Origin of the sequence: Methylomonas sp. LL1 (genome assembly GCF_015711015.1) — a bacterium.
In the GTDB taxonomy this organism is placed as follows: domain Bacteria; phylum Pseudomonadota; class Gammaproteobacteria; order Methylococcales; family Methylomonadaceae; genus Methylomonas.
This window is the reverse complement of sequence record NZ_CP064653.1, coordinates 3,713,129-3,736,567: the sequence shown is the minus strand read 5'-3', so window position 1 is coordinate 3,736,567 and position 23,439 is coordinate 3,713,129. Positions and strand designations below refer to the sequence as shown.

The window sequence follows — 23,439 nt, the reverse complement described above, 5'->3', positions numbered from 1 at the left end:
TTCATATTATTCAATTCCAGGAAGACCCCCCTTCTTCAAAACTCATATTTGAATCCGGCCTGTACCAACCTCGGCGAACCCGGCAACATACCGCGCACCCGGTCGACCAGATAATCGTTATCCGGCATGTTTTTCAAGGATGCATAGAGGGTAATGTCACGATGAATCTTGTAGGAGGTGGCGAAGTTGACCACCACATAATCGCTGATTTTGCCGAACTGGCCGGAGCGGGCATTGACGCTATTTGGACCATCAGGGTGATCGGACCCGCTTTCCAGATTCATGAAATCGCCGAATTGCTGATCGACGAACACGGTCTCGAAATGCGCATCGAAACCGCTGCCGGGATTCGAATAACCGAGCGTTGCAGTCAACAAGTTTTCCGGCGCATAGGGCAAGCGCTTGCCGGCCTCCGAGCCGTAGACGTTTCCGCCTGGGCAACGGCTTTGCGGCTGCGGTTGGCCATTGGACTGCGACATGCACTGAAACGGCGAGGTCGATTCTGCGGTCGGCAGCCAGGTATAGGCGACTTGCAGATATGGGTTGTGGTTCCAGCCGAAAGTCTCGCCAAGATCGAAGCGGTTGAAAAACTCCACGCCCTCGAACAAGGCCGCGCCTTGGGCGACCGGCGAATCGTTTCCGCCCACGGTGCCGAGCACGGTCAGCACTTCAAAATCGTTATGGAAAAAGGTCAAATCGCTTTTGACGCCGCGCATAGGCTGACTGCGCACACCGAACTCGAAATTCCAGCTTTTTTCGGCGCCGATTTCGACGCTATTGCCGTCGTTGCCTATGGTGTCTTCAACCCGCTGCGGAGCGAAACCGCGATGCACGCCGAAGAACAGCGTGGCTTGATCGACCGGCGTGTACGTCATCGCGAACGACGGCAAGGCTTCGGTCACCGAAGACTCGCCTTTCTGTCCATTCAGCTTGTTCTCGCGCTGGTAGCTGACCGATTCGACCCGCACGCCCGGCGTGGCGGTCCAGTCGCCCAGCATGAATTTATTTTGCACGAAGCCGGAAAAGGCCTGGGCATAACGGTCCTGAAATTCGCCCAGAACCCCGTCGCGCGCGGTCGGCAATCCTCCATCCACCGTGCGCCGGTATTGATTTTCGACATGCGCTCTAAACCCCGCGTCCAGTTGGTTGTCGACGCCGAACAAGTCGTGCTTGGCATGAATGGTCGGCGCGACACCCCAGGTTTCGTATTCGCGCAAGCGGCCTCGAACGAAATTGCAGCTATCGACATCAATGGCCTGGCCGCTCAACCTGGCCTCCCGGAACGCCAGATTAGCGGCATTATTGCCGGCGAAGCAGTTGTTCAAATCACTGGGCTGCTGGTTCATCTGCCGCCAGAAGTCGCGATGAAAACTCGACCAATAGAAACTGGTTTCCAAGGTTACATCATCGTTGAAATAATGCTGATGGGTTGCCGATGCCGCCCAGCGCTCGGTCGTGAAGCGGTCGTTCTTGAACGGGTTGTAACGCGGACCGAAATTACTGTATTCGGCCTCGGTCAGGCCGAAGGTGGACTGTGAGTCCTCGCGGTAAAAATCGCCGCGCAAGGTCAGGCGGTTTTGCGCGTCGATGTCGATGATACTTTTCAGATTGACATCGTCGAGTTCGGCAAAGGTGTTGTCGCGCGCGCGCGAGCCTTGCTTGTGGATGTAATCGATAGTGCCGCCGGCGCTATCGACGCCCGTGACGCCGTTGAACATGCCGCCGTAGCGGACATGGCCGTTCAGGTAATCGCGATTACCGCCGGTAAAGCTGGCGAAACCGCCGGGCTTGGTCGGCACTTTCGGGGTCAGATAATTGACCGCGCCGCTGAGGGTTTGCGGGCCGAACTGAGTCAAATCGGCGCCCTTATAAATTTCCACGCCGTCATAGCGCTCGATCGGCGGATGATAATAGATGTCGTTGTCACCGTAGGGCGCGAAGTTGAACGGCAGGCCGTCTTCCAGAAATAATACCTTGGTGGAGCGGAATGGGTTCTGGCCGCGTATGCCGATATTGGGCCGAATGCCGAAACCTTCCTCGTCGCGAACATATACGCCCGGCGCCTTGCGCAAGGCTTCGTTGACGGTGAATACCTGATCGCGCTCCAGTGTCTGCTTGTTGATCACCGAGGTCGATCCGGAAAAAGTCGCGGCTTTTTCGACGCTTTCCTCGACTTCCACGCTGGGCAGCGTTTCGGCGTTGTTGTCGCTGGCTGTCCGGCCGACTTTGGCTTGTTCCACGGCCACCGCGCCGTGAGCGATGACACTCAATAACAAAGCCGGTAGTAGCCCGTCTTTATAATTCATATTATCCTCTCACCGTTTGAAACTTGAAAATGCTGATTAGTTGGGTACCCACTGATCACCGGGTACTGTCCCTAATTTAACGAAAGGGCGTGAATCGAAACTGAAAAACGGGCCATCAACAAACGACAGAGAGAATTATCGAGATAGGGGTAGGCTCACCGTGGCCAAAAAACCGCCTAAGGGCTTGCTGCGGCCAATTTGTAAATTGCCCTTGTAGGAATTGACGATGTCCGAAACGATAGCCAGACCAAGCCCGTGTCCTTGTATGGATTCATCCAAGCGTAATCCGCGTTGAGTCAGGGTTTGCAGTTCCGCTTCGGAGCATCCAGGGCCGTCGTCCGCCACCCGGATATCTAAAACATCGGAAAAATCCATTTCGACATCGATCCGATGTTTAGCCCACTTGCAGGCGTTATCCAGCAGGTTGCCCAACATCTCCATCATGTCCTCCCGATCGAAATGAATCTGTCCATCGGGCGCGGTGATTTGAATATCCAATGCCTTTTCGGCGTAGATGGCGCGCAAGGTTTTTTTCAGCGCGATGAGTTCCTGCCTGGGGTTGAAGGCAATAGTCAGCTGCTGGTCCCCGGCAATTCGCGCGCGTTTCAGTTCTCGCTCAATGCACCGATGGATGTTTTCGGTTTGAGTGTGCAGTTGCCGGCGCAACTCCGGGTAATCGTCGAATACCGGCTCCTCGGCGATTCGGTACAGTAGCGCCATCGGCGGCTTCAAAGCATGGGCCAAATTGCCGATTGCGGTGCGCGATTGCTGCAAGCGCCGCACAACCAGCTCCAACAAACGATTGATCTCTTTCACCAGGGGTTCGATTTCCTCCGGCACATCCAAACCAATCCGCTGCCGCCGCCCGCTGGAAACCTGCTCGAGTTCGCCGCCCACCAGTGCCAGCGGCCGCAAGGATCGTTTGACATCCCAGTTCAGCAATACGATCGCACTGACCAAAATCAGCAGCGTCAAGCCGAAATAAGTTAGGCGCATCGCGGTAATGTCGTGATCCACGGCGGATAAATCCTCGGCAATGCTGATGTTGATTCTATGGCCGAATTTCACCGCCCCTAAACCGAGAACCAACAGCGGCCGCTGCTCCGGCCCATTGATATGGTAGATCTTAGACTGCTCCGGTCCGATCGGCTCTGCTTGCAACGGAAAATCGAGCAATGACGGCGAGGGATAGGCTTGCGCATCCACTTTCACCAGATAATAGTGGCCGGAAAGACGGCGGTTGTAGACCGAGCTGATATGATAACTATCGAAACCGACCTGATCGTCCGCCGTGGCGGTGAGCGTTTCCAGCAGCGAATGGCCGTCGTCCTCCAAGCGGTTGGCCATCTGCTTTTCGGCAACGCTACGTATCATCCAATCGGCGGCAATCCAATGAATCACGAAAATGATGCATAACAACACGATCAATCCACGACCCAAGCGTTTGCGCAACGGCATCATGGCTTTGCCCCGAAAACATAACCTTGGCTCCGCCGGGTTTGGATCAAATCGCTGCCAACGATCCGACGCAAACGCTTTACATACACTTCGATCACATTGCTATCCGGTTCCGAGGATTCGCTATAGATATGCTCGCTGAGTTGCGCCTTGTTGAGTACTTTGCCGGCATTCAGCATGAAGTAGCGCAGCAATCTGAATTCGATAGCCGTTAGAGCATGCGCTGGCCCGCCATTGACCGAAGCGGTCTGTTCGTCCTCGTCGAGTTCCACGCCCAGCACATTCAACCGGACTTGGTTACAGCTATGCACGCGTTTCAATATGGCTTGTAACCGAACCAGCAGTTCTTGCGGGTGGAAGGGTTTGCCCAGATAATCATCGGCACCGGCTTTGAAGCCATCGACTTTTTCATGCCAGGCATCGCGCGCCGTCAGTACGATCACCGGCACACTATTGCCGGCCGCTCGCCAGCGTTGCAAAATTTCGATTCCAGGCAGTTTAGGCAAACCCAAATCAAGAATGACGGCGTCATAATTTTCGGTTGCCCCCAGAAACTCGCCGTTTACGCCATCCCTAGCCGTGTCGACCACATATCCCGCAGCGCCCAAATCTATTTCCAAGGACCGGGATAGAACCAGATCGTCTTCAACCAGCAGTAACCGCATACTCAATCCCGATGCAACGCAAAGCGTTACATCGCATGCATCTTGTAATCAACCCTGGGATAGCCTTTCTTATCGTGCGGGTCGATGGCGCCACGATCCTGTTCGGTCCGTATCCGGGTTTGCTCGGCTATCATTTGCTCCCAGTTTGGATAAGCGGCATATTCCTTGGCGCCTGATACCTTGCCATCGATAAAACCGGCCTTGGCCGAGGCAATCAAATCACCGGCCGTTTTACCGTCGATGGCTTTTAGAAAATCGCCATCGGTTTTGAATTGCGCCCGTAGAGCCCAATAAGCCACTTCAAATTCAACCCGCTGATTGGCCGGCAAATGCTCCTTGATAAAGCTGACCGACTTATGGGCGGTAGTTAAACTAAGGCCATTGATTTGCCCGGCATTTCCGCAAGCATTCAACAATGCCAGTCCTAACATCATTACAAAAACCCTCATCTTCTCCGCCAATCCCGTCAGTGACTGAAACCATCCGCTTTGTGCTTGTCCGGCATCGATTGGTAGACATAGGCTCGTATCCGGCTGAAGCACAGCGGACCCTATTGTATGATGAAATTTATATATTTCCTACCGGCATCGTTCGCGCTTCTTTGCCGCGCAATAACAAGCCCGAGCCTGACCGGATCAAGAAACGGGATCGGAATGAAGGCCGGAAAGCAGCGGGAGAGGATGAGAAACAACCGGCGGTGGCCCGCGAATCCGCCGTCGGTTACTTGCTTACAACACGGTACGTTCCAAGAACCAGTAAGCGCCCATCAGACTGATCATGAACGAGCAACCTTTTAGGAATTTCACGGAGAACTCCGGCTTGTTGTTCAACCACCAGATCATCGGCAATACGATAGCCGCCACCACGATTTGCCCGGTTTCTATCCCTAGGTTGAACGACAATAATGGCAACAGAATACCGGTGTCGCCGCTGGATATGTCCATTTCCCGCAAAACACCAGCGAAACCAAAACCGTGAATCAAACCGAAACCGAAGGTCAGCCAGTGGCGGCCCTTCGGGTGATCGCCCCGTATCAAGTTTTCCACGGCCACATAAACGATGGTGGCTGCAATGAAAGGCTCGACGAAACTTGAGGGTAATTCAATCAGATTCAGTCCAGCCAGGGCCAAGGTGATCGAATGCGCAATAGTGAAAAAGGTAATGATCTTAATCGCCGGCCAGAAGCTATGGGTAACCGCCAGTAACGCCAACAAAAACAGCAAATGATCGTAGCCGGTGACAATATGCTCGACACCTAGCTTGAAAAAATCGATAAAAGCCGCGAACCATGCATGCCCGCTAACCTGTTGCTTACCATCGACCAAATCAAATTCTACCTGAACCTGATCGTTGGCTCTGCCCAGCATTTTTTCCAACAAGGTATTGCCGTTCACATCCCGAATCTTGACGAATTGCTGATGACCATCCGGCAATAACGCCAAAAACTTGGATTGCACCAGCAACTGCCGCCGCGGCGACGGTTCAAACCGAAACTCGACATGGGCATTGTTCTGATCGTCATAGTTGACGATACCTGGCTCGGCCGACGCCAAATCCTTGCCGTCGACATTGACCCGCAACTGGTTTGCCAGTAATTGGGCAATTGCGGGCTTGGCCGCATCGCGCTCGGCATTGCTGACCTCGGCATCAAGGTCGCTATCCATCGGCGCAAAGGCCTCGATGTCCTGCAATGCAAAGGTCACCTTGACAGCCAACAGTTCGACTTCGATCACAACATCCACTGAGCTGAGGCCGGGTGGATGCGCGGCAACCCAATTCGCTTGCAACAACAAGCCGACGATCAGCAAGCATTTTGCCAAAACAGGCCAGCCATTCCGTCCCTGAACATGCTTCATACTTGACTATCTCCGTTCGCACTATTGGATTTTCGTTTATGCAAGTAAATCAAAAAGCCCAGCACCACCAATAACAAGGCCGCCACCGAGGCAATCGCAATCATCGGCAACTTGGAGCCGCCCGGCTCAACGCCGACTTCCAGCGCCACTCTGAATTTATCGTCTTCCTCGATCGCATCTCCAATCAGGAAATACAGCACATAATCGCCGTTTTTATCGATTTCGGCCTGGGCTTCCACCGCGCCGCGCGGATAAAGCTGGCTTGGAATTTCGGCAATGGTGCGGATTTCGCGAATATCATTCGGGGCTTTTTGACCGGTTTTTTCCACTTCGACCAAGCGAATGCCGATAGGCGTGGTGCGTATGTCGCGATCGATTAAATCGGCGGTAAAAAACATTTTGCCGGCGCGCGGAATCTGCTGGCAAAACGGCACGAAAGCGGCTTTAGGATCAGCATTTCGATCGTCCTTGGAAGGCTGCAAATAGGTGCTGAAATGCACCGCATAAAAATCGTTGGCGATAATACAGTCCAGATCGGGCCTATTTCCCAGCGCATTGGATTGCTTGGCCCCGAATCCGAGCTGTTCGCAACCCGCCAGCAATAAAGTACAGACCATTAAAACGGAAACACGGAAAGAGGAGAGTCGCTGAATATTCATGAAATTAACGATTAAGGGCTGAACCCGCATTAAGGTTTTACGGTGAATTGGAATTTGCCGGTGACGATATGGGTATCCTGCGAAACCACCCGATAACGCACGGTATAAGTACCCGGCGCCAAATCCGCTACCGTGGCGTGGATATTCGATCCGTCGGTCAAGCTTTGTTCGACATCGTGATTATCGACGCGCTTGCCTTCGCTATCGATCACCGCCAAGGCTTTGTACTCGCTCTTGACCGGATCGTTAAACCACAGGTCGATTTGCTTGGGGGCTTCCTTGACTTCTTCATCCTTGGCCGGTTGCGATTTCACCAGAATTGCATGCGCGGAGGCCGCAATCGGACTCAGCAAGGAAGCCAGCAAAAGCACTGAAGAAAATATTATTGTTGATTTGCGCATATGACTATCTCGTTATGGTTATAGTTATTCAAGTATCGCGGACATCCATTGCTTGCCCCCGCCGGGCTTCTGTTCCGACCACATCGCCAAAAATCCGGACCTGGTGGCGATAATCCGGGGAAACACCGCCGAACCGCCCACGGTCGAAATCTGTCTGGAAGCCGACCAATTCCGGCCATTATCAACCGATTCGCTGATCACCACCACCGAACCGTCGGCACCCATCGCATCCCAAATTGCGATTAAACGTCCTTCATCGCCGGCCGCGATGTCGCCGTGAAACGCCAAAGCCTCGCCCCTCATGGCTTGCGGCAACGACCAGTTTTTGCCGTTATCCGCCGACCGCAGATAATACAGGCCCGATTTATGTTCGACGCCGGTCCAGGCCAAGGCATGCAAGGTTTGGGACTCGGTTCGGATCAAGGCGCCGCCGTTGTGCGGACAGCCGTCGAATATCCAGTTAAATTCGCCCACCGTACTGATTCGGCGCCAGCTTTTCCCGCCATCCATGGACTGCGCCAATGCCATGTCGCGCGGCTCCATATCCCGATAAAGCGCATTGAGCTGCCCATCCGGACCGGTTATCAAGCGGTTCCAGCAACAGGAACAGCTGGACTCATCAACGGTTTGCGCCAGTTCCCAATGCTGTCCGGCATCCGAACTGCGGGCATAACGCACACCCTGGTAACCGTTCTCGTCCCTATCGTCCAGCCAGATCAGATGAAACCGGCCATCGCTATCGGCAACCAGATCGGGATGCGATTGATCGCCCTCGCTGCCGGTTGGATTGGCACCGGCTACCCAGGTTTGTCCGCCATCCTTGGAATACATTGCCGCTAACGGCCCCATGCCTGGAATTTCGCCGGTCACTTGCCAGATCGCCAACAACGTATCGCCGGACGCCGCAATCTGTAGATCGTTACCGGCCATCGATTCGATAGTCGCTCTTGCGTATTGGCCTAATGCAATCGGGGCGGACCAATGCCGACCATCATCATCGGAGTGCAAATAACCGATATAAGGCTGTTTAGGATCAGCCGTTGCCGTAGAAAACATAGCGTGCAACACCGTGCCATCGGCATATAAATCGTAACTAATCAGATTTTGTACCGGCAAGCCTTGAACAGTTATCGGACTAGCCAGGCTAACGTCCAGCGGCTTGTTAGGCAGCAATAGCTGCGAACAAGCCGTCAGGCCCGCAACCATCATAAACAACAATCCCTTGCGCATGTTCCGCAACATTAAAACCGGCATATAGGCTTACTCGAGAAAAACGAGCGATGATTACATCATACTGACACTAAAAGCTGAACCGGAATTGAAACTAACCGGCCGATTTTGGCAAATCAAACCGTAGCGTCACTTTCAATCCACCCAGTTCCGATTTTGAAAACTCGATATTGGCATCATGCAGACGAATGATGCGCTGCACAATCGACAGCCCCAAGCCGCTACCCTCGGCCTGTTGCGCGGTTTCCACGCAACGGTAAAACCGCTGGCTGATACGTTCGTAATCCTGATCGGCCACGCCCGGTCCGCTATCTTCGACGGTTACGCATAGCTGCTCACGGTCTCGCCGTAAACCGACGTTGACCTTACCTCCCGCCGGCGTGTACTTGATGGCGTTATCCAGCAAGTTCCGCAGCAGAATATTCAATAATTGCGGATTGGCTTCAATCACCAGACCGTTCCCGCCGTTCAATTCGATTTCTATCCGTTTTTCATGCGCCGAAAAGTCAATATCGGCAATCACGCCTATCATGGCCTGATTGGCATCAACCGGTTGTTTCGTCAGCTGAACGTTATGATGTTGGACTCTGGACAAGGTCAAAAGCTGCTGCACCATATGCGTCATCCGCAATACCGCCTGCTGGCATTTTTGCAAGGCTTGACGGCGCATCGCATCCTCCGTGGTTTTTTGCGCCACCTGCAATTGCGTCATCAACCCGGCCAGCGGAGTTTTCAGCTCATGCGAGGCATCCGAGGTGAAATTGCGCTCGTTGGCAAAAGCCTGTTCCAGCAGTTCAAACAAGGCGTTGATCTGCTCGACCATCGGCACCACTTCTTCCGGCAGTTTATCCAGGGACAAGGGCTGCAAATGGCCTACTTCGCGCACGGCCAGTTGTTCCTTGAGCTGATTTACCGGCCGCAAGGTGCGGCTGACGATCAACCAGATCACCAAGCCCAGCATCGGCAACGCCAGCAACATCGCCAATACCTGCTGATTGGCCAAGGCCTTGACCAATTCGCGCCGCATGTCATCGCGCTGGCCGGTGTGTATCACATAATCGCCATTTTCGCTGCTAATGCTGAACACATGCCAGAGCTGGTTATTAATCGTGGTTTCGCTATATCCGTTACGCGTCAGCGACAACGCGAATTCCGGCGCGCTTTCCGAGCGCAGCACCACGCCGTCCTTGACCGAACGCAATTGAAAGGCAATTTTGCGTTCGTATTTGTGCCCGAGTATCGGCATCTGAAACAAGTCGGGCGATTTGTCCTGATCCCATAATTTGGTCAGGCGCCGTTGCTGCAGCAAATTCTCGACAAAGGCATGCACCACCCGCGCCGATTGGGCCAAATCGGCGCTGAACAACTTAGTAATTTCGTCGCGGGTTTGCTGGTAACTGACATAAACCGTCATGCCCCAGACCAAAAACAGCGAGGACAGCAGGGAAAATAGCAGCTGTTTTTTCAGTGAACGCGGGCGTAACCTAAATTTCATGCGATCAGGCTTGATCGATGATATAACCTACCCCGCGTATGGTGCGGATCAAGTTGACATCCAGTTTCTTGCGCAAATGGTGAATGTGCACCTCGACCGCATTGCTTTCCACCTCGGAACCCCAGGCGTACAACGCCTCTTCCAGACGGGCCCGCGAGGTGACGTGGCCGATGTGAGTCATCAGATAATTCAGAATTTCGTATTCTTTTTGCGACAATTCCACCGCGATGCCGTTGTAAAACACCAGATGCGCGGCCGGGTCTATCGTCACGCCCTTATGCTCCAACAACGGGATGCCATGGCCTTCATGCCGGCGCGCCAGCGCCCGCAGACGCGCGCAAACCTCGGTCAGATCGAACGGTTTGCAAACGAAATCGTCGGCACCGTTATCCAGCCCGGCCACCCGTTCCGACACACCATCGCGGGCGGTCAACACCAAGACCGGCGTGCTGTCCTTGCGTTTGCGCAAGTTCTTCAACACGTTCATGCCGTCCATCCGTGGCAGGTTCAAATCCAGCACGATCAAGTCGTAATGATTTAACTTCAGCGCTTCGTCGGCTTGAGCGCCGTCGGTCAGCCAGTCCACGGCATAGCCTTCCAAGCTCAAGCCAACTTTCAGGCCATCGCCCAGGATGGCATCGTCTTCTACCAATAACAATCGCATAGCTTTTGGGGGTTGTCCGTCGAGTGAGTTGCTTGGACAGCATTGTACCAAGGAATTGATTTTGCAAGGATGCAGAGCGCCCAGGAATGCGTTCCGGCGCCGGAGCACCGAGAATGAATTTTGCAGGTCTATTTTTCTTTCTTAACTAAAGCAATGATCGCGTTAAGTAATTCAGTCAAGGAAGAGGCAATCGGGCTGATGGGTATTGCGCCATTGTCTTTTTCGGAGGTCTTATCATTAGCGAATGAAAAACGCATGACCGAGACCGCCAGCGTTGTGCCGATGGCCGATAACAGTCCAAGCAGGATAAGAAACTGATTGAGCGGATAGGCAGTTTGCGGCACGGCCTCTTTGACCATCTGGCCCTCGCCATCGACCGTTTTATGAATTTCCGCGGGAACTGGCGGTTTTTGATCCGCGGCTTGTGACGATTTGACAGTTCTGGCTATCCAATAACAATTTGGATGGGCAAAAAATCGATATGAAAAACAAAGAACCGCCAGAAAAAAGACGATGCTCAAGGCCCAGGCGATAAAAAAGCTCCATGTCCTGAATCTTCTTTTCAGCTGTTGCTCTTCCAATATATCCTTGCCCAGCAGCGATTGCTCTTCGGCGATGCTGCCTTCGCTCAAATCCGATTGCGGGCTAGGGCTGTCGCCAATCATGGTTTTTTCTACAGCAAGCCGAGGTTCTTCAATCGGTATTGCATGGCTACCGTCGATACGGAAAATAATTCCGCCAACTTATTTAAGGAGCTGATTTTTTCGTTAAACACGAAATGTTCTATCGCCAATTTCGGCATTAACAACTCGGCGGCGAATTTATTGGCCTGAGTTTCTTCGGGGATAGCGACGTTAAGATTAAACTTGCTGGGATCGTCGCGAAATTGATGCGTGGCATCGGTGTGGGACATGACATGGTGGCCCAACTCGTGGGCGATAGTGAATCTCTGCCGTAGTTTCGATTCTGAATCGTTGTATTCGATAATCCCGAAGCCGCCTTCTTGATAAGCCTTGCCGCTATAGTCGCAGCCGGCCACCGGTTTGACGGAAATGCCCAGCTTTCCCGCAATCGCGGCCGGATCGATAGGCAGCTCACCATCCCAATGATTAATCAAGACTTGGCGAGCCTTTTGAGTAGGTGATTGTGCAGACTGTGGCATATACGGGAAATATGATAATGTCAATTCATTGTTATTCTATCCCGCGAGTATGGCTATGTATACAGAAAGCCGTAGGATTTGCTATTAGGCAATTGCCGCGCAGGGTGCGATTCAAACTGAGGCGCAAATAATAAGACACGCTACGCGAAGCCTGATTTAAAGTCGGTTCTCGGACCGACGACCGAGTTGCTTTCTTTTGCTCGGCCAAAAGAAAGCAACCAAAGAAAAGGCCGCCCCGCTACCGCCTAGTTCCTGCGCTTCTCGTATTTGGCGAGGGTTTCCGGAAGGGGCTCCCAGCCCCTCCGTAAACGAGCAGCATCCCTGCTGCTCCCCTAGCGGGCTGTTCTCGCCAAATACTGCGATGCTCGGGGCGGTATCAGGGGTTTAACCCCATGCCTTCGGCATCGTTCCGCTTCGCGGCTTGATGGTTATACGCCTCAACCCAAAAGGTACGCGGTGCGTACCCCACATGGCTACACCAAACATCAAATTAGCACGACGAATTTTCCAATGGAATGGGGTTTCTCCCGTATGCCGCGCCGAGTACCGGAGTTTTCGATGGGATCAGCCCAAAGGGGTGCGGCATGGATGCCGCACGTTGCCGGAGGTACAGGGACGTGCCTTCTGGCAACCCCCGTCGAAAACGAGGAACGCAGGAAACAAGCGGCATCCGGGCCGCCTTTTCTTTGGTTTCTTTCTTTTGGCGGAGCAAAAGAAAGAAACTCGCCTTCGGGTGCGAGTACCCGATTAAATTAAGCCGTCGCGATAGCGACACCTTCAAGAGCCGTCGGCGAGTGTCGGCTTCCGGCGGGAAAGATTGCTAGCCATCCCTGGCTAGCAATCGCGCCTACACCGCCACGTGATTGCCTGCGGCGGCCCTGGCCGTCCGCGTCACCTCGCCTTTGACCCAACAAGGGGATCAAAGCCTTGGCTCTCGCATGACTCGACGCCGTTTCGCGATGCCTTGCAGTTTTTCTAGTCGAAAAACCGCCCGGCGCTACGGCTTCCAGGGACTACTCAACCTTCACTCGCTAACGCTTCGTTTCCAAGGTTTCGCAGCGGAGGTGTTCTCTTTAACTGGACCATAGATATCTAGGCCTAAAGCAATTCCTCGTTCCCCAAGCAACTTAAGTGTCGCACTTGATATTTCTACTCCCTCATTTGTCACTTCCATGTAAAACCCACAGAAGAGATCAATATCGAATCGATCTTTGAGGTTCGTCCAGACGTTTAAGTCTTGTGTGAGCTGACTTAGTATCTCTGCTACTTGGCTATCTAAGTTCTCTGGTTCGCAGCTAGTAGCCTCAAGCCGCCACATTCCAGTTCTCATTGTAAAGTCACGACCTGATTTTTTTCCTCGAATAACCTCGCCTTTGACATAACTCGTTGAAGGAAGGCATCCAAGGAGAGAATTAATTTCGTCAGGCACTAGATTGTCGCCCATCACTCGTAATGTAGCTGCCGATTTGCTGAGATGTGCCATGGTTAAACTACCTATTGATTATCACGCAAATTCATCTGGCAACAGCCAAGCCATTTCACCCGCAAACCTCCACCTCAAACACCGTCCCCCTAACCGCCACCACTTTAACCTTGGTCCCCGCCGGACAATCCTGGCCCTGAACCTTCCATAGACCATCGGCTACCTTGACCTTACCCTGGCCATTTTCGATAGCGGTTACTACATTAAAAGTCTGGCCGATGTATTGGGCGCCGCGTTGATTCAACAGAGGGTGGTCGCTTTCCTGCGACTTGGCGCTGACATAGCGCCGCCAAACCAATATCGAGATCACGGCCAACACTGAAAACAACAGCAATTGCACGTCCAAAGGGGCTGACGGAATCATCAGCAATATCGATCCGACCACAAACGCCGACACCGCCAACCACAGAAAGAAAAAGCCGGGCACCAGCAGTTCGACGGCTAAAAAGCCGACGGCCAGCACCCACCAATACCAGAACACGATATCCAGTTCATTCATGGTTTAAACCTTTTTATTCAAGGCTTCCTTGGCCAGTTCGCCAATCCCGCCCAGCGCGCCGATCACGCTGGAAGCTTCCAGCGGCATGAAGATCAGCTTGCTGTTGTTGGCAGTGGCCACGTCTTTCAAGGATTCGATGTACTTTTGCGCGACGAAATAATTGATGGCCTGCACATCGCCCTTGGCTATCGCCTCCGAGACCATGGTGGTGGCCCTGGCTTCAGCTTCCGCCAGACGCTCCCTAGCTTCCGCGTCGCGGAATGCGGCTTCCTTTCGGCCTTCGGCATCCAGAATGGCGCCTTGTTTCAAGCCTTCGGCTTTCAGAATTTCCGCTTGCCGCATGCCTTCAGCTTCCAGAATTTGCGCGCGTTTTTCCCGTTCGGCTTTCATTTGGCGGGCCATCGAATCGACCAAATCCTTGGGCGGCGAAATGTCCTTGATTTCGATACGGGTGACTTTGATCCCCCAGGGCGAGGTGGCTTCGTCGACTACGTTCAACAAGCGGGCATTGATTTCATCCCGGCGCGACAACAATTCGTCCAGGTCCATCGAACCCATCACGGTACGAATATTGGTCATTACCAGATTGATGATGGCCATATCCAGGTAAGTGATCTCATAGGCCGCCTTGGCCGCATCCATGACTTGGTAAAACACTACCCCATCGACCCGAACCATGGCGTTGTCCTTAGTGATGACCTCCTGCGACGGCACATCGAGCACTTGTTCCATCATGTTCAGCTTACGTCCGATACGGTCAATGATCGGCATGATGATGTTCAAGCCCGGAGTCAAGGTATTAGTATATTTGCCAAAACGTTCGACGGTATATTCCATGCCTTGTGGCACCGATTTGACACTCATGAACACCATCAGTATCGCGAAAATAAACAGTACCGTTACAAACAAACCAAAGCCGCCCATAGCGCCCCCTAAAAGTGATTGTTAATTTTTGTTTATTGCAAACTGTCACCCGACTAATAATAATGCATCCCTCTCAAACTTGCAGGTTATAGGACCGGATTCATGAATACTTTGATTTATTACGCCTTCAACGTCTTTGTTCTTTGCTTGATCGTGCTGGCCGTCGGCATGTACAAACCCAAATGGATATTGTTGTGGATGGATAAACCCGGCCGCCTACCCGTGGCAATGATTGCCGGCGTGTTGTTCATGATCGCGGCCGTGATGTTTGGCGAAGGCAACAAGCAATTGCAGCAGGAAAAAGCTCAACTCAATAAACAACAAACGACTCAGCAACCCGGCGCCGAAGTCCCAGACCTGCATTAAACACCGGGCGGCCTAGATGCGTAGGCCGCCGACCAGCGTCTTTAAGGCTTGCAAATCGCCGGCTTTCGCATCCGCTTGATAACGCAAGCGGATGAAGAGGGCGGTGATTTGCTCGATTCTTGCCGCCAACTCAGGACATTGCTTTTGGGCGCGTTCGGCAAAATCTTTCGGCCCTTCGCCCAATCTTATTTCGATCCCGGCCTTGGCCAGCTTGGCGCAAAAGCGCCGGTAATAGCGTACGGCTTTGTCTGTGGCCGTGGCTTTTTGCCTTAACAACCACCAGGCCAACGGCAGGGTAATCAACAGCAAACCGCCGACCAGCCATTTGACCAACTCGCCCACCCCGTCTATTCCCAGCAATTGCAAAAACTGCTTCTGGCTTCCGCCATGATAATTGATTACCCAGCGTTGCCAATTGTAGTCGATGCTCTGCCATAACTGCCGGCTACGTTTTAACCAATTCAAGGCCGCCGATTCGACAACCATCGGGCTGAAACTGACCGCGCCGCTGGCGATTTGCAGGTCCACATTGACGCCACGCTCTATGCGTTCCGGCGCCACCGCCGCCGTAGGGTCGAATCTGACCCAACCTTTGTGTTCCAGCCAGGCTTCGGCCCAGGCATGCGCATCGGCCTGCCTGACTTCCAGAAAACCGCCGACCTTGTTGATTTCACCGCCTTGATACCCGCCGACGACTCTTGCCGGTATCTTGGCTATCCTCAACAAGTACACAAACGCGGTGGCATAGTGGCTGCAAAATCCGCTACGGGTTTCGAATAAAAACGTATCGATCGGGTTATCCGGCATCAGCGGCGGAGTCAGGGTGTAGTAAAACTTTTCCTGCCGAAAATGGTTCAGCAGATTCCCGATGAACTGCTCCGGCTCGGCATGGAAACCACGTAGGCTTGCAACCAATTCCAACTGCCTGGCGGAGGCGTTTGCGGGCAGCTGTAAATTTTCCTGTTTTTCCGATGGGCTGATAGCACCGGTGTTATAAAAAGGCCTGGAGACAATCTTGTATTCGGCACGCTCCGATGGCCGTTTGCTGGTTTGCAACTGCAATAAATCATTCCTGCTCAAACTGGCATCAAAGCTTTCGGCCATATCCAACCCAAAGACCCAATTTTCCTTCCGCGGCTCCATCAGCAAAGTGTATTGATAGGCCTCGCCGCTAAAGCTAGGTTTAACGGTGGATTGATTGTTGTTGCCGGTAGCGGACCAACGTATACCATCGGTCCGAGAATAGACTGGCCCACGCCAATAGCGTAATTGCGGAGGAGGGACATCGCCGGCAAACCGCACCCTGAATACCAACTCGTCGGATAGACTCAATTCGCTGATGGAGCCGGGTTCGAGTGTATTGCTCAATCCGGATAAGGCCTTGGTATCGTCTTGCAGCCACATCCAGCGTGGCGCCTCAAGCCTGGGAAATAATACAAATACCACCACGGTCATCGGCAAGGCCTGCAAAATAATGATGGCGGCGGTTTTTACCGCCACTAACGTTTGCACCTGTTTCGCATTTTGGGTGATCAGGGTTGCCAACAGTGCGGCACACACCAGCAAGATATAACCGGCCATCAAAATGCTTTGTTCGTACAGAAACTGCGAGGCCGCGACGATGAAGGCCAGATATACGATTAGATAGACATCGCGCTTGCCGTGAATTTCCAGAAGCTTTAAGCCTAACGCCACCACAAACAGCGCCGTACCGGCATCCCGGCCGAACAATCCTCCATGCTGACTAACCAACAGCGCGATGCCGGCCAAGGTCAACACAAACAGCACCAATCGATTCGGCAAACAACGGCTATACCAAACAGCCGCGAAACGCCAAACCCACAACACCGAGAAAAATCCGAACAAGGGCAGGGGAATATGCCAGCCATGCGGTAGGCTAATCAATCCAATCGAAACGAGTAAAAAAACCAGGCTACGCAGATTAAGACTAGTGTCATGCATTAAGCTGTAAGCACCCTATCACGCATGTCTGAATCCAATAACGAAATCTCTGATGCCTAAAGGCTACAATCTTTTGCCCGAACTGACAATGGCATTAAGCCGGCCCTAGCTACCTAGCAAAAAAGCCCGCTTGCCGCGACAGCAACCGGGCTTTTCAACAGTAAATGCTAGACGCTCAAGCTAGTGAACACCTATGAAACATTCTGCTAACGTTACTCTGAAAGTAAAAAATTCGGAGGGGCGATGCCGAGCCTTCATGAGCGCTAGTTACGAATTCATTCGCACTGTACGGATAAATCCGCACCTACGCCGAACACTTGCATGGCTTTTCATACCGCGGAGCGGCGCCTCTGACCGACACCGATCAAGCCCATCAAGACCGAACCGAATAACCAGACAGCGCCAGGGAGTGGAACCGGACGGAAAGAGACGAGATTCAGTTTGTCGCCGTTAATCAGATCGTTGTTGGTGCGCAGGGTAAAGCTCATATCAGCGGTCGGCGCGAAGCTGCTTTCGGCGGCGTAAACATTGAAGTCCCCGGTACCGCTACTCCAGTTATGAACGCTTCCCCAATAACCACCCGTTGTAGCTTGACCGATTAACTCCAAATCCGGATCTAATTCAGCACCCGCGGTATCCCAGGTAAAAGCAGTAAAATCGGAAAGTGAAAATTGCCCGTTGCCTGAATCGGCCCCACTAACGGTCAAAGAGAAGTCGATAACTTCCGCACCTGGAAAAAGAAATGGCGCGGCACTCGAATTTGCAAAAACGCTGTCATCCAGTGTCAGTATCCCGTGGGCCTCGGCATTATTAAGAAATTCCGCACCACTCCAGTCCACAAAAAAACTGACCGGGGCGGCATGCGTCGGTGTTGCAGCGAAAAGAGCACCAGCCAAGACTATCCCGGCGGTGATGATTCGTGATTGAAAAGCCATTGATTAAAAACCTCGTATGTTTTGCTAAGCTTGGGACGTCTACCACCGGACTGCGCCAGCGGTAGACAGACGGGATTTACATGCCGATTTCGGCGCAGGAGTAGACGTGATCCTCGAAAATAGCTGCAGGCGGCTGAGTTGCCGTGCTCGGCGCAACGGCGGCATTATTGCAACTTGCGATCAACGCACGGGCTTGCTGTTTCTTGCTCATCGCATTATTCAACAAGGCATTACGCAAGGCTTGGATAGGTGCTAATTGCGCCAATTTTTGTTGGTAGGCCGCTTCTTCCAGTTTCTGAACTGCTTGCCAATTGTTGCCCAGCACGCCCTCTTTCAGCACCTGAATCGCATCCAGATTTTCCTCGGCCGCCAATCTGACCAATTCTCGTGCCGTGGCATTATTGGAAACCAATTTGGCCTGGCCGTCCAAACGATCCGACAAGCGGATGTTTTCCACCGCATTGATCGCGCGCAGGAAGGACGCAACAGCCACCACCTGAGTAGAATCCAGCTTGACTTGGCGATTAGCGCCTTTTGAGGTCAACGAGGTTGGCGAGGTATTGAACGCATCGCTGTTATACGAGGCGATCGCCTCTTCCAAAGTACTGACCGCATTGTTATGGAAAAACGGTGCGGTATCGGCGGCTTCAATCAACGGTGCCGTGCTGAAACGGCCATCGCCAAAACAAGGTTCCCCATCCGGTCCGCAGGTCGCTGGAGTCTGTCCCAATCCGCCGTCATAAGCCATATCAGGCTTGAGTAGGCGAGCGGGATGTATTTTCATCTGCTCTACCCCGGTATTACGCGTGGGGTTGGAATTGGTAGTAGAACTGCGTCCACCGGCATTTTGGTGACAACCGTTACAGTTTGCGGAAGCGCCAGTTACTACGGACGAGCCGTTTAGGCATTGCTGTGGAATGGCGCCGCCTTGCGCCGAACCATCCGAGCAGGGGTTTTGCTTGGTGTCGAAAAGCAACTTACCAGCTTCAGTTAACGGATCGTTAAAGGTGATTTTATACACTGGGTAGTCTTTACTGCGACCCAATGACAAGGTGTACGCTTCGATGGCATCGAGCTCTGGCACGGTCGGCACGCGAAAATCGACGTTGGCAATCCGGTTCATAGTCTTCGGCATGTGCTGCGCAACCGCACCCAACGCGAATTCGTTCAGCGAGCCACCGCCCGGCGCACCGTCGCCACTCCACCCGGTAGCATTGGCAAAGGCGTCGTCGGCCGCGAATTCGCCTTTCGGATAGTTGGGTTCCGGGTTCTCGAATCTCTCGCTTTTTGCGGTAGTGGCCATCGACAGCGTATGCGGCACACTACGGAAAATATCGACACTAGGGCCGTCTACATTGGTCAGAATCAAGCCGTGCTTACGCAACAGTGTCGGGTTTTCCAGATCCGCCAAAGCCGGATTGGTTTCCGCGATGAATAATGGATCGTTGTTCGGCAACTTCATGATGTAATTGGGATCGATCGTGAAGTTGTTGTCCGCCCGGTGGCAAGTACCGCAGGTTCTACCATTACCGGCGAAGGTTTCGTTATGAAAAATTTGCCGACCTTGAGCAATCTGCGCACCCAGCACCGGGGTTAAGTCGGACAATGTGTCGGCGTTTGCTGCTTTCGGCAACAAAAACTCGAAACCGGTTGTTGACTCAACCGCGCGCCCTTTGAAGTCGCCCATCGCCGTGGTCAACCAAGGCTTGTCGGCGTAGTACAGTTTATGCATCAAATCCGGGGAGCCAACGATACTTAGGCCTTGCGACGGGGAAACACCCTGCTTGGTGACGACCACCGAGTCCAGGGTAAAACCCATGAGTTGTTGACGTTGCAATTGAGTGGTCAATTGACCTGAACCGTTGGCGACCACGAAATCGCCGAGTTGCATCATGTTGTCGCTGGCTTCGGGCAGCACGGAACCGTTACGATTGTCTACCAACCAAAGGCTATAGTTGCCGTTGTCGAGTCCTTTGGTTTTTAGCTCCAGGCTACCGCTTTTTAGATTGAGCTCCATTTGCCCGCGTGCCTGGGTAAAATCGGCCGACAGCACTTTGGAATAACCAAGCGATACTTTCAATATCTCCGGACTTCCGCCCTTGGCTTCATAATTTTCCCGCCATACATCCAGCGCGGCCTTGAGCGTATCCACATCGCCATGGCCCACACTACTTGCCATGTCGGCGGTTTCGCTATACCCGGCGGACGATTGCTCGGATTGCGAGTAGAGTGCAATTGCCAGCGCCGAAACCGCGGCAAATGTTGCGGATAGCTTAAAAATCTTTTTCATCGCAACGTTGAGATTTTGTTTCCTTTTCATTCAGTTCTCCTGGATCAACTGCGGGTTTGTAAATAATAAAGACCGGCAATATTCGTGGTTCCAATCATGTTCGCTTCGTTCATACCTTAACCTGTAGTCATTGACGTTTAATCGTATTCTCCCTTGCCAAACAAGGGCCGCCGCCAACCGCCCAAGGCAGTCCGGGTACGCATTAATCGCAAATATTTAACGGGGGGAGAGCAATCCAGCTCCGTGCTTCTACAAATGCAATAGACGGGCCAAAATGTTGTAAGCCTTGACGGACGCAGGATAGCGATCGATATAGCGATGAATGAAAATATCGGGTAATCAAAAAATAAGGGATATAACTCAGTTTAAGTTATATCCCCCAATCTTATTAGTGGTAATTGCCAGTCTCGAAGCCCTCGAAAAACCCGCAACGCAGCTAATCGATAACGTTATAAAACATTAATATTTAATGTTATTTTTTTACCCATTCAAAACTGACAGTTTTGTCAGTATTTTTATCAAATCTAAAATTGTGCCAAGATTTCCAGGCATTGGTGATAATGATCCGCCCCGACATTCGGCTCGATTCTTATCCCCGGCAACATCAATCCATAAGCCAGGCCGAGCCGCTCCGCCTCAACGACCCATCGGCACATTTGGCTCAAACGTTCCTCGACATTGCTTCCTGGCGCGGCGGCATAATCCAACCATAAATCGACACTACCGGCACCGGCATATTGTTTACTATGCAAACCACGGCCCTTGGCAAAACTTTTCCAATGAATTTGCCTAATCGAATCACCGGTTTGGTAGGTTTTGAGTCCAAGGAATTCATCGCCATTGCGTCTATTTTGGCCTTGTTGCCCATACTCGGCATCGGTTTCCGGAAAAGGCCGCATTTCTCGAGCCGGCATAGGATAAATTAGCACCCTACTATCGAACCGAAGCGGCGACCAGGCACGAAACAAGCCAAGCGGATAACGGCTGGATATCGTCAAAATATCGCATGACAACCAGCCACGACGTTCGGCGGACACATATAACGTGACCGTTTGTGTTTGCCGAGGCGCAAGGCTAGTTTGGCCTTCCCGCAATCGGATATCGAGCCCTACCCGGAGTTGCCCCGAGGGATCATGGACATGAAAATTAAACCCCGCCGCGGCACCAGCAAATGCCGGCTGGTTGTATCCGGCCTGAATCACCAGACCGGCCAAAGACTTGTAACTGTGCAAAATGGTGACAAAGAAAATGCTTGCTAATAAAAAGCTTAATAGATAGGCCAGATTATTGTTATAGACAAAGGCAATCAACAATACCAATACGATCAACGCGGCAAACAACAGCCCCTGTCCGGTCGGCAAAATGAAAATCCGCCGTTGATTTAGTGTAATCGGCCCGGCAACCGGATCTTCGCCGCGAAAAAAACGGCTCGGATTAAAACGCTGCTTCAAGGATAATAGCGCTTCGGTCAATGGACAGGTACTTCCTTCAAAATAGGGGCGACAATTGCCGCCGAATCGTTACCGCCAGCTCTCAACCGGTGGCCGGCAACTGCGGCCAACACTGCTTGCAGGTCTTCCGGCAGCACCGACTGCCGCTGATCCATGAAGGCCCAGGCCTTGGCCGCCGCCAATAATGACAAACCGGCCCTTGGCGAGAGTCCGCAAGGGTAATGATTGGATTGCCGGGTAAATTCGATGATGGCTTGTAAATAATCCAATAATGCCGGTGCCGCATACACATCGCTCACCGCTTGCTGTAATTCGGCCAACTGCGGGGGCGACAATTGCACCTTCAGAGTTTGAATGACGGTATGCCTAGGCTGCCCCAACAATAACTCGCGCTCGGCCTGTCGGCTGGGATAACCCAATTCGATTCGCATCAGAAACCGGTCCAACTGCGATTCCGGCAATGGAAATGTACCGATCTGATGCGATGGGTTTTGGGTGGCAATCACAAAAAACGGCTTTGGTAACTCATAGGTTTGACCTTCCACCGTGACCTGGCGTTCTTCCATGGCTTCCAATAAGGCGCTTTGCGCCTTGGGCGTGGCCCGATTGATTTCATCGGCCAGAATCATCTGTTTGAATAGCGGCCCGGGATGAAAACTAAAACTGTTTTGCCGGGCATCGAACACCGACGAACCTATAATATCGGCCGGTAAAATATCGCTGGTAAACTGAATCCGCTGATAGGCCAGACCGAATAAGCGTGCCAGCGTATGCGAAAGCGTGGTTTTACCGACGCCGGGTATGTCTTCGATCAACAAATGGCCTTTCGCCAGCAGACAGCAAACGGCTAACCGGATTTGCCGCTGTTTGCCGAGAATGACGCTATCGGCGGATGCAAGTAATTGATCGAGCGCGTTGTTCATCTTGGTAAAATCAGCCGAATATAGAATCGGTTCAATTGTGGCCCGACTTGCCAATAAAGTGCAAATCTCCTATTCCTTAGCATTTACCGGCAAGCGGCACTGCTTGTGCTAAAATCGTCTGCATGCATGAATTGGAAACTTTTAAATTAATCGAACGCATCAGTTCATTACTTCGCTCGGAAGAACGCAAAAAATACGCTGCCATCGGTTTACAACCGATACATGGACAAGTATTGGAATATCTTGGCAAATGTAACAAATACAGCAACACTCACGCTTCGGTAGCTGAATATTTGGGCTTGACCAAGGGCACTGTGTCGCAGACCATCCAGATTTTAGAGCGAAAACGCTTTCTGGAAAAAACCGCCGATAGCCTTGATGGCCGTGTCGTTCATTTAAGCCTTAGCGAGGCCGGCAGGGGATTGATAGACGAGCTCAAACCGCTGGATATATTCAAGCAGGCCGAAGCCAAAGTCAGTCGCCAGGAATTTGATAGCATCGACAACGCCTTGCAAACCACCCTAGGCGTATTGCAAAAGGTCAATCGCAGCAAAAGTTTCGGGTTGTGCCGCTCCTGTAGTCATTTTGGGGTCGAAGCCCATCACTATCAGTGCAAATTGACAGACGAACATTTGGACCGCGAGGATACTGATAAAATATGCCGCGACCACATTCCTAAACCCAATCCATTCATAGACCAAGAGTAACCG

General features: G+C 52.5%; 22 protein-coding genes. 2 read left to right on the top strand and 20 right to left on the bottom strand.

Annotated features, from left to right (window positions below; all coding sequences use genetic code 11):
* Positions 1-35: 35 nt before the first annotated feature.
* The 15 genes from IVG45_RS17380 to IVG45_RS17310 all read right to left on the bottom strand — a co-directional run bounded on the left by IVG45_RS17380 (position 36) and on the right by IVG45_RS17310 (position 14,802).
* A complete protein-coding gene (locus IVG45_RS17380) occupies positions 36-2,306 on the bottom strand; it encodes a TonB-dependent receptor family protein (RefSeq protein WP_196435056.1) in 2,271 nt (756 codons plus the stop codon).
* A gap of 135 nt (positions 2,307-2,441) precedes the next feature.
* A complete protein-coding gene (locus IVG45_RS17375) occupies positions 2,442-3,767 on the bottom strand; it encodes a sensor histidine kinase (protein ID WP_196435055.1) in 1,326 nt (441 codons plus the stop codon).
* Positions 3,764-4,429: a response regulator transcription factor gene (locus IVG45_RS17370; protein ID WP_196435054.1), complete on the bottom strand. Its 666-nt coding sequence runs from the start codon at positions 4,427-4,429 to the stop codon at positions 3,764-3,766. The genes IVG45_RS17375 and IVG45_RS17370 overlap by 4 nt, the downstream gene beginning before the upstream one ends.
* Before the next feature lie 26 nt (positions 4,430-4,455).
* On the bottom strand, positions 4,456-4,863 hold the full coding sequence (locus tag IVG45_RS17365) for a hypothetical protein (RefSeq protein WP_230874629.1): 408 nt from the start codon (positions 4,861-4,863) through the stop codon (positions 4,456-4,458).
* Between the two features lie 294 nt (positions 4,864-5,157).
* Positions 5,158-6,285 (bottom strand): HupE/UreJ family protein, encoded by a 1,128-nt coding sequence (locus IVG45_RS17360; RefSeq protein ID WP_196435052.1) that lies wholly within the window; start codon positions 6,283-6,285, stop codon positions 5,158-5,160.
* Positions 6,282-6,944, bottom strand: a complete 663-nt coding sequence (locus IVG45_RS17355; RefSeq protein WP_196435051.1) for a hypothetical protein — start codon at positions 6,942-6,944, stop codon at positions 6,282-6,284. The genes IVG45_RS17360 and IVG45_RS17355 overlap by 4 nt, the downstream gene beginning before the upstream one ends.
* Positions 6,945-6,973: 29 nt before the next feature.
* On the bottom strand, positions 6,974-7,345 hold the full coding sequence (locus IVG45_RS17350) for a copper resistance CopC family protein (RefSeq protein ID WP_196435050.1): 372 nt from the start codon (positions 7,343-7,345) through the stop codon (positions 6,974-6,976).
* Between the two features lie 24 nt (positions 7,346-7,369).
* Positions 7,370-8,554 carry a sialidase family protein gene (locus tag IVG45_RS17345; RefSeq protein ID WP_230874628.1) on the bottom strand — a complete coding sequence of 395 codons (1,185 nt, stop codon included), beginning with the start codon at positions 8,552-8,554 and terminating at the stop codon, positions 7,370-7,372.
* Between the two features lie 115 nt (positions 8,555-8,669).
* A complete protein-coding gene (locus tag IVG45_RS17340) occupies positions 8,670-10,070 on the bottom strand; it encodes an ATP-binding protein (protein ID WP_196435048.1) in 1,401 nt (466 codons plus the stop codon).
* Positions 10,071-10,074: 4 nt separating this feature from the next.
* Positions 10,075-10,734: a response regulator gene (locus tag IVG45_RS17335; RefSeq protein WP_196435047.1), complete on the bottom strand. Its 660-nt coding sequence runs from the start codon at positions 10,732-10,734 to the stop codon at positions 10,075-10,077.
* A 128-nt stretch (positions 10,735-10,862) separates the two neighbouring features.
* Positions 10,863-11,315 (bottom strand): hypothetical protein, encoded by a 453-nt coding sequence (locus tag IVG45_RS17330; RefSeq protein ID WP_196435046.1) that lies wholly within the window; start codon positions 11,313-11,315, stop codon positions 10,863-10,865.
* 92 nt (positions 11,316-11,407) lie between these two features.
* Positions 11,408-11,851 (bottom strand): ImmA/IrrE family metallo-endopeptidase, encoded by a 444-nt coding sequence (locus IVG45_RS17325; RefSeq protein WP_196435045.1) that lies wholly within the window; start codon positions 11,849-11,851, stop codon positions 11,408-11,410.
* Positions 11,852-12,920: 1,069 nt separating this feature from the next.
* Positions 12,921-13,379: a DUF4279 domain-containing protein gene (locus tag IVG45_RS17320; RefSeq protein WP_196435044.1), complete on the bottom strand. Its 459-nt coding sequence runs from the start codon at positions 13,377-13,379 to the stop codon at positions 12,921-12,923.
* 55 nt (positions 13,380-13,434) lie between these two features.
* Positions 13,435-13,878 (bottom strand): NfeD family protein, encoded by a 444-nt coding sequence (locus IVG45_RS17315; protein WP_196435043.1) that lies wholly within the window; start codon positions 13,876-13,878, stop codon positions 13,435-13,437.
* Positions 13,879-13,881: 3 nt separating this feature from the next.
* Positions 13,882-14,802, bottom strand: a complete 921-nt coding sequence (locus IVG45_RS17310) for an SPFH domain-containing protein (RefSeq protein WP_196435042.1) — start codon at positions 14,800-14,802, stop codon at positions 13,882-13,884.
* A 102-nt stretch (positions 14,803-14,904) separates the two neighbouring features.
* On the opposite strand from IVG45_RS17310, the gene IVG45_RS17305 reads away from it, so the two are divergent.
* Positions 14,905-15,168: a hypothetical protein gene (locus tag IVG45_RS17305; RefSeq protein ID WP_196435041.1), complete on the top strand. Its 264-nt coding sequence runs from the start codon at positions 14,905-14,907 to the stop codon at positions 15,166-15,168.
* Positions 15,169-15,180: 12 nt separating this feature from the next.
* Here the strand turns inward: IVG45_RS17305 and IVG45_RS17300 are convergent, their stop codons facing one another.
* From IVG45_RS17300 to IVG45_RS17280, 5 genes are all read right to left on the bottom strand, one after another.
* Positions 15,181-17,130 (bottom strand): transglutaminase TgpA family protein, encoded by a 1,950-nt coding sequence (locus IVG45_RS17300; RefSeq protein WP_196435040.1) that lies wholly within the window; start codon positions 17,128-17,130, stop codon positions 15,181-15,183.
* A 329-nt stretch (positions 17,131-17,459) separates the two neighbouring features.
* Complete coding sequence (locus IVG45_RS17295) at positions 17,460-18,065, bottom strand: hypothetical protein (protein WP_196435039.1); 606 nt, start codon at positions 18,063-18,065, stop codon at positions 17,460-17,462.
* A 76-nt stretch (positions 18,066-18,141) separates the two neighbouring features.
* Positions 18,142-20,385, bottom strand: coding sequence for a hypothetical protein (locus tag IVG45_RS17290; protein ID WP_196435038.1), 2,244 nt, complete (start codon positions 20,383-20,385; stop codon positions 18,142-18,144).
* Positions 20,386-20,879: 494 nt separating this feature from the next.
* Positions 20,880-21,827: a DUF58 domain-containing protein gene (locus tag IVG45_RS17285; RefSeq protein WP_196435037.1), complete on the bottom strand. Its 948-nt coding sequence runs from the start codon at positions 21,825-21,827 to the stop codon at positions 20,880-20,882.
* Positions 21,824-22,729, bottom strand: a complete 906-nt coding sequence (locus tag IVG45_RS17280) for an AAA family ATPase (RefSeq protein WP_196435036.1) — start codon at positions 22,727-22,729, stop codon at positions 21,824-21,826. Before IVG45_RS17280 ends, IVG45_RS17285 begins: the two co-directional genes overlap by 4 nt.
* Before the next feature lie 122 nt (positions 22,730-22,851).
* Between IVG45_RS17280 and IVG45_RS17275 the strand changes: the two genes are divergently transcribed.
* A complete protein-coding gene (locus IVG45_RS17275; protein ID WP_196435035.1) occupies positions 22,852-23,436 on the top strand; it encodes a MarR family winged helix-turn-helix transcriptional regulator in 585 nt (194 codons plus the stop codon).
* The last annotated feature ends 3 nt before the right edge of the window (positions 23,437-23,439 follow it).

Excerpts from the sequence above, each read along its gene's own strand:
- IVG45_RS17320 (WP_196435044.1), bottom strand. The coding sequence starts at position 13,379 with ATGGCACATCTCAGCAAATCGGCAGCTACATTACGAGTGATGGGCGAC.
- IVG45_RS17380 (WP_196435056.1), bottom strand. The coding sequence starts at position 2,306 with ATGAATTATAAAGACGGGCTACTACCGGCTTTGTTATTGAGTGTCATC.
- IVG45_RS17300 (WP_196435040.1), bottom strand. The coding sequence starts at position 17,130 with ATGCATGACACTAGTCTTAATCTGCGTAGCCTGGTTTTTTTACTCGTT.
- IVG45_RS17310 (WP_196435042.1), bottom strand. The coding sequence starts at position 14,802 with ATGGGCGGCTTTGGTTTGTTTGTAACGGTACTGTTTATTTTCGCGATA.
- IVG45_RS17360 (WP_196435052.1), bottom strand. The coding sequence starts at position 6,285 with ATGAAGCATGTTCAGGGACGGAATGGCTGGCCTGTTTTGGCAAAATGC.
- IVG45_RS17305 (WP_196435041.1), top strand. The coding sequence starts at position 14,905 with ATGAATACTTTGATTTATTACGCCTTCAACGTCTTTGTTCTTTGCTTG.
- IVG45_RS17365 (WP_230874629.1), bottom strand. The coding sequence starts at position 4,863 with ATGATGTTAGGACTGGCATTGTTGAATGCTTGCGGAAATGCCGGGCAA.
- IVG45_RS17345 (WP_230874628.1), bottom strand. The coding sequence starts at position 8,554 with ATGATGGTTGCGGGCCTGACGGCTTGTTCGCAGCTATTGCTGCCTAAC.
- IVG45_RS17355 (WP_196435051.1), bottom strand. The coding sequence starts at position 6,944 with ATGAATATTCAGCGACTCTCCTCTTTCCGTGTTTCCGTTTTAATGGTC.
- IVG45_RS17350 (WP_196435050.1), bottom strand. The coding sequence starts at position 7,345 with ATGCGCAAATCAACAATAATATTTTCTTCAGTGCTTTTGCTGGCTTCC.
- IVG45_RS17295 (WP_196435039.1), bottom strand. The coding sequence starts at position 18,065 with ATGGCTTTTCAATCACGAATCATCACCGCCGGGATAGTCTTGGCTGGT.
- IVG45_RS17315 (WP_196435043.1), bottom strand. The coding sequence starts at position 13,878 with ATGAATGAACTGGATATCGTGTTCTGGTATTGGTGGGTGCTGGCCGTC.
- IVG45_RS17290 (WP_196435038.1), bottom strand. The coding sequence starts at position 20,385 with ATGAAAAGGAAACAAAATCTCAACGTTGCGATGAAAAAGATTTTTAAG.
- IVG45_RS17375 (WP_196435055.1), bottom strand. The coding sequence starts at position 3,767 with ATGATGCCGTTGCGCAAACGCTTGGGTCGTGGATTGATCGTGTTGTTA.
- IVG45_RS17340 (WP_196435048.1), bottom strand. The coding sequence starts at position 10,070 with ATGAAATTTAGGTTACGCCCGCGTTCACTGAAAAAACAGCTGCTATTT.
- IVG45_RS17275 (WP_196435035.1), top strand. The coding sequence starts at position 22,852 with ATGCATGAATTGGAAACTTTTAAATTAATCGAACGCATCAGTTCATTA.
- IVG45_RS17280 (WP_196435036.1), bottom strand. The coding sequence starts at position 22,729 with ATGAACAACGCGCTCGATCAATTACTTGCATCCGCCGATAGCGTCATT.
- IVG45_RS17335 (WP_196435047.1), bottom strand. The coding sequence starts at position 10,734 with ATGCGATTGTTATTGGTAGAAGACGATGCCATCCTGGGCGATGGCCTG.
- IVG45_RS17370 (WP_196435054.1), bottom strand. The coding sequence starts at position 4,429 with ATGCGGTTACTGCTGGTTGAAGACGATCTGGTTCTATCCCGGTCCTTG.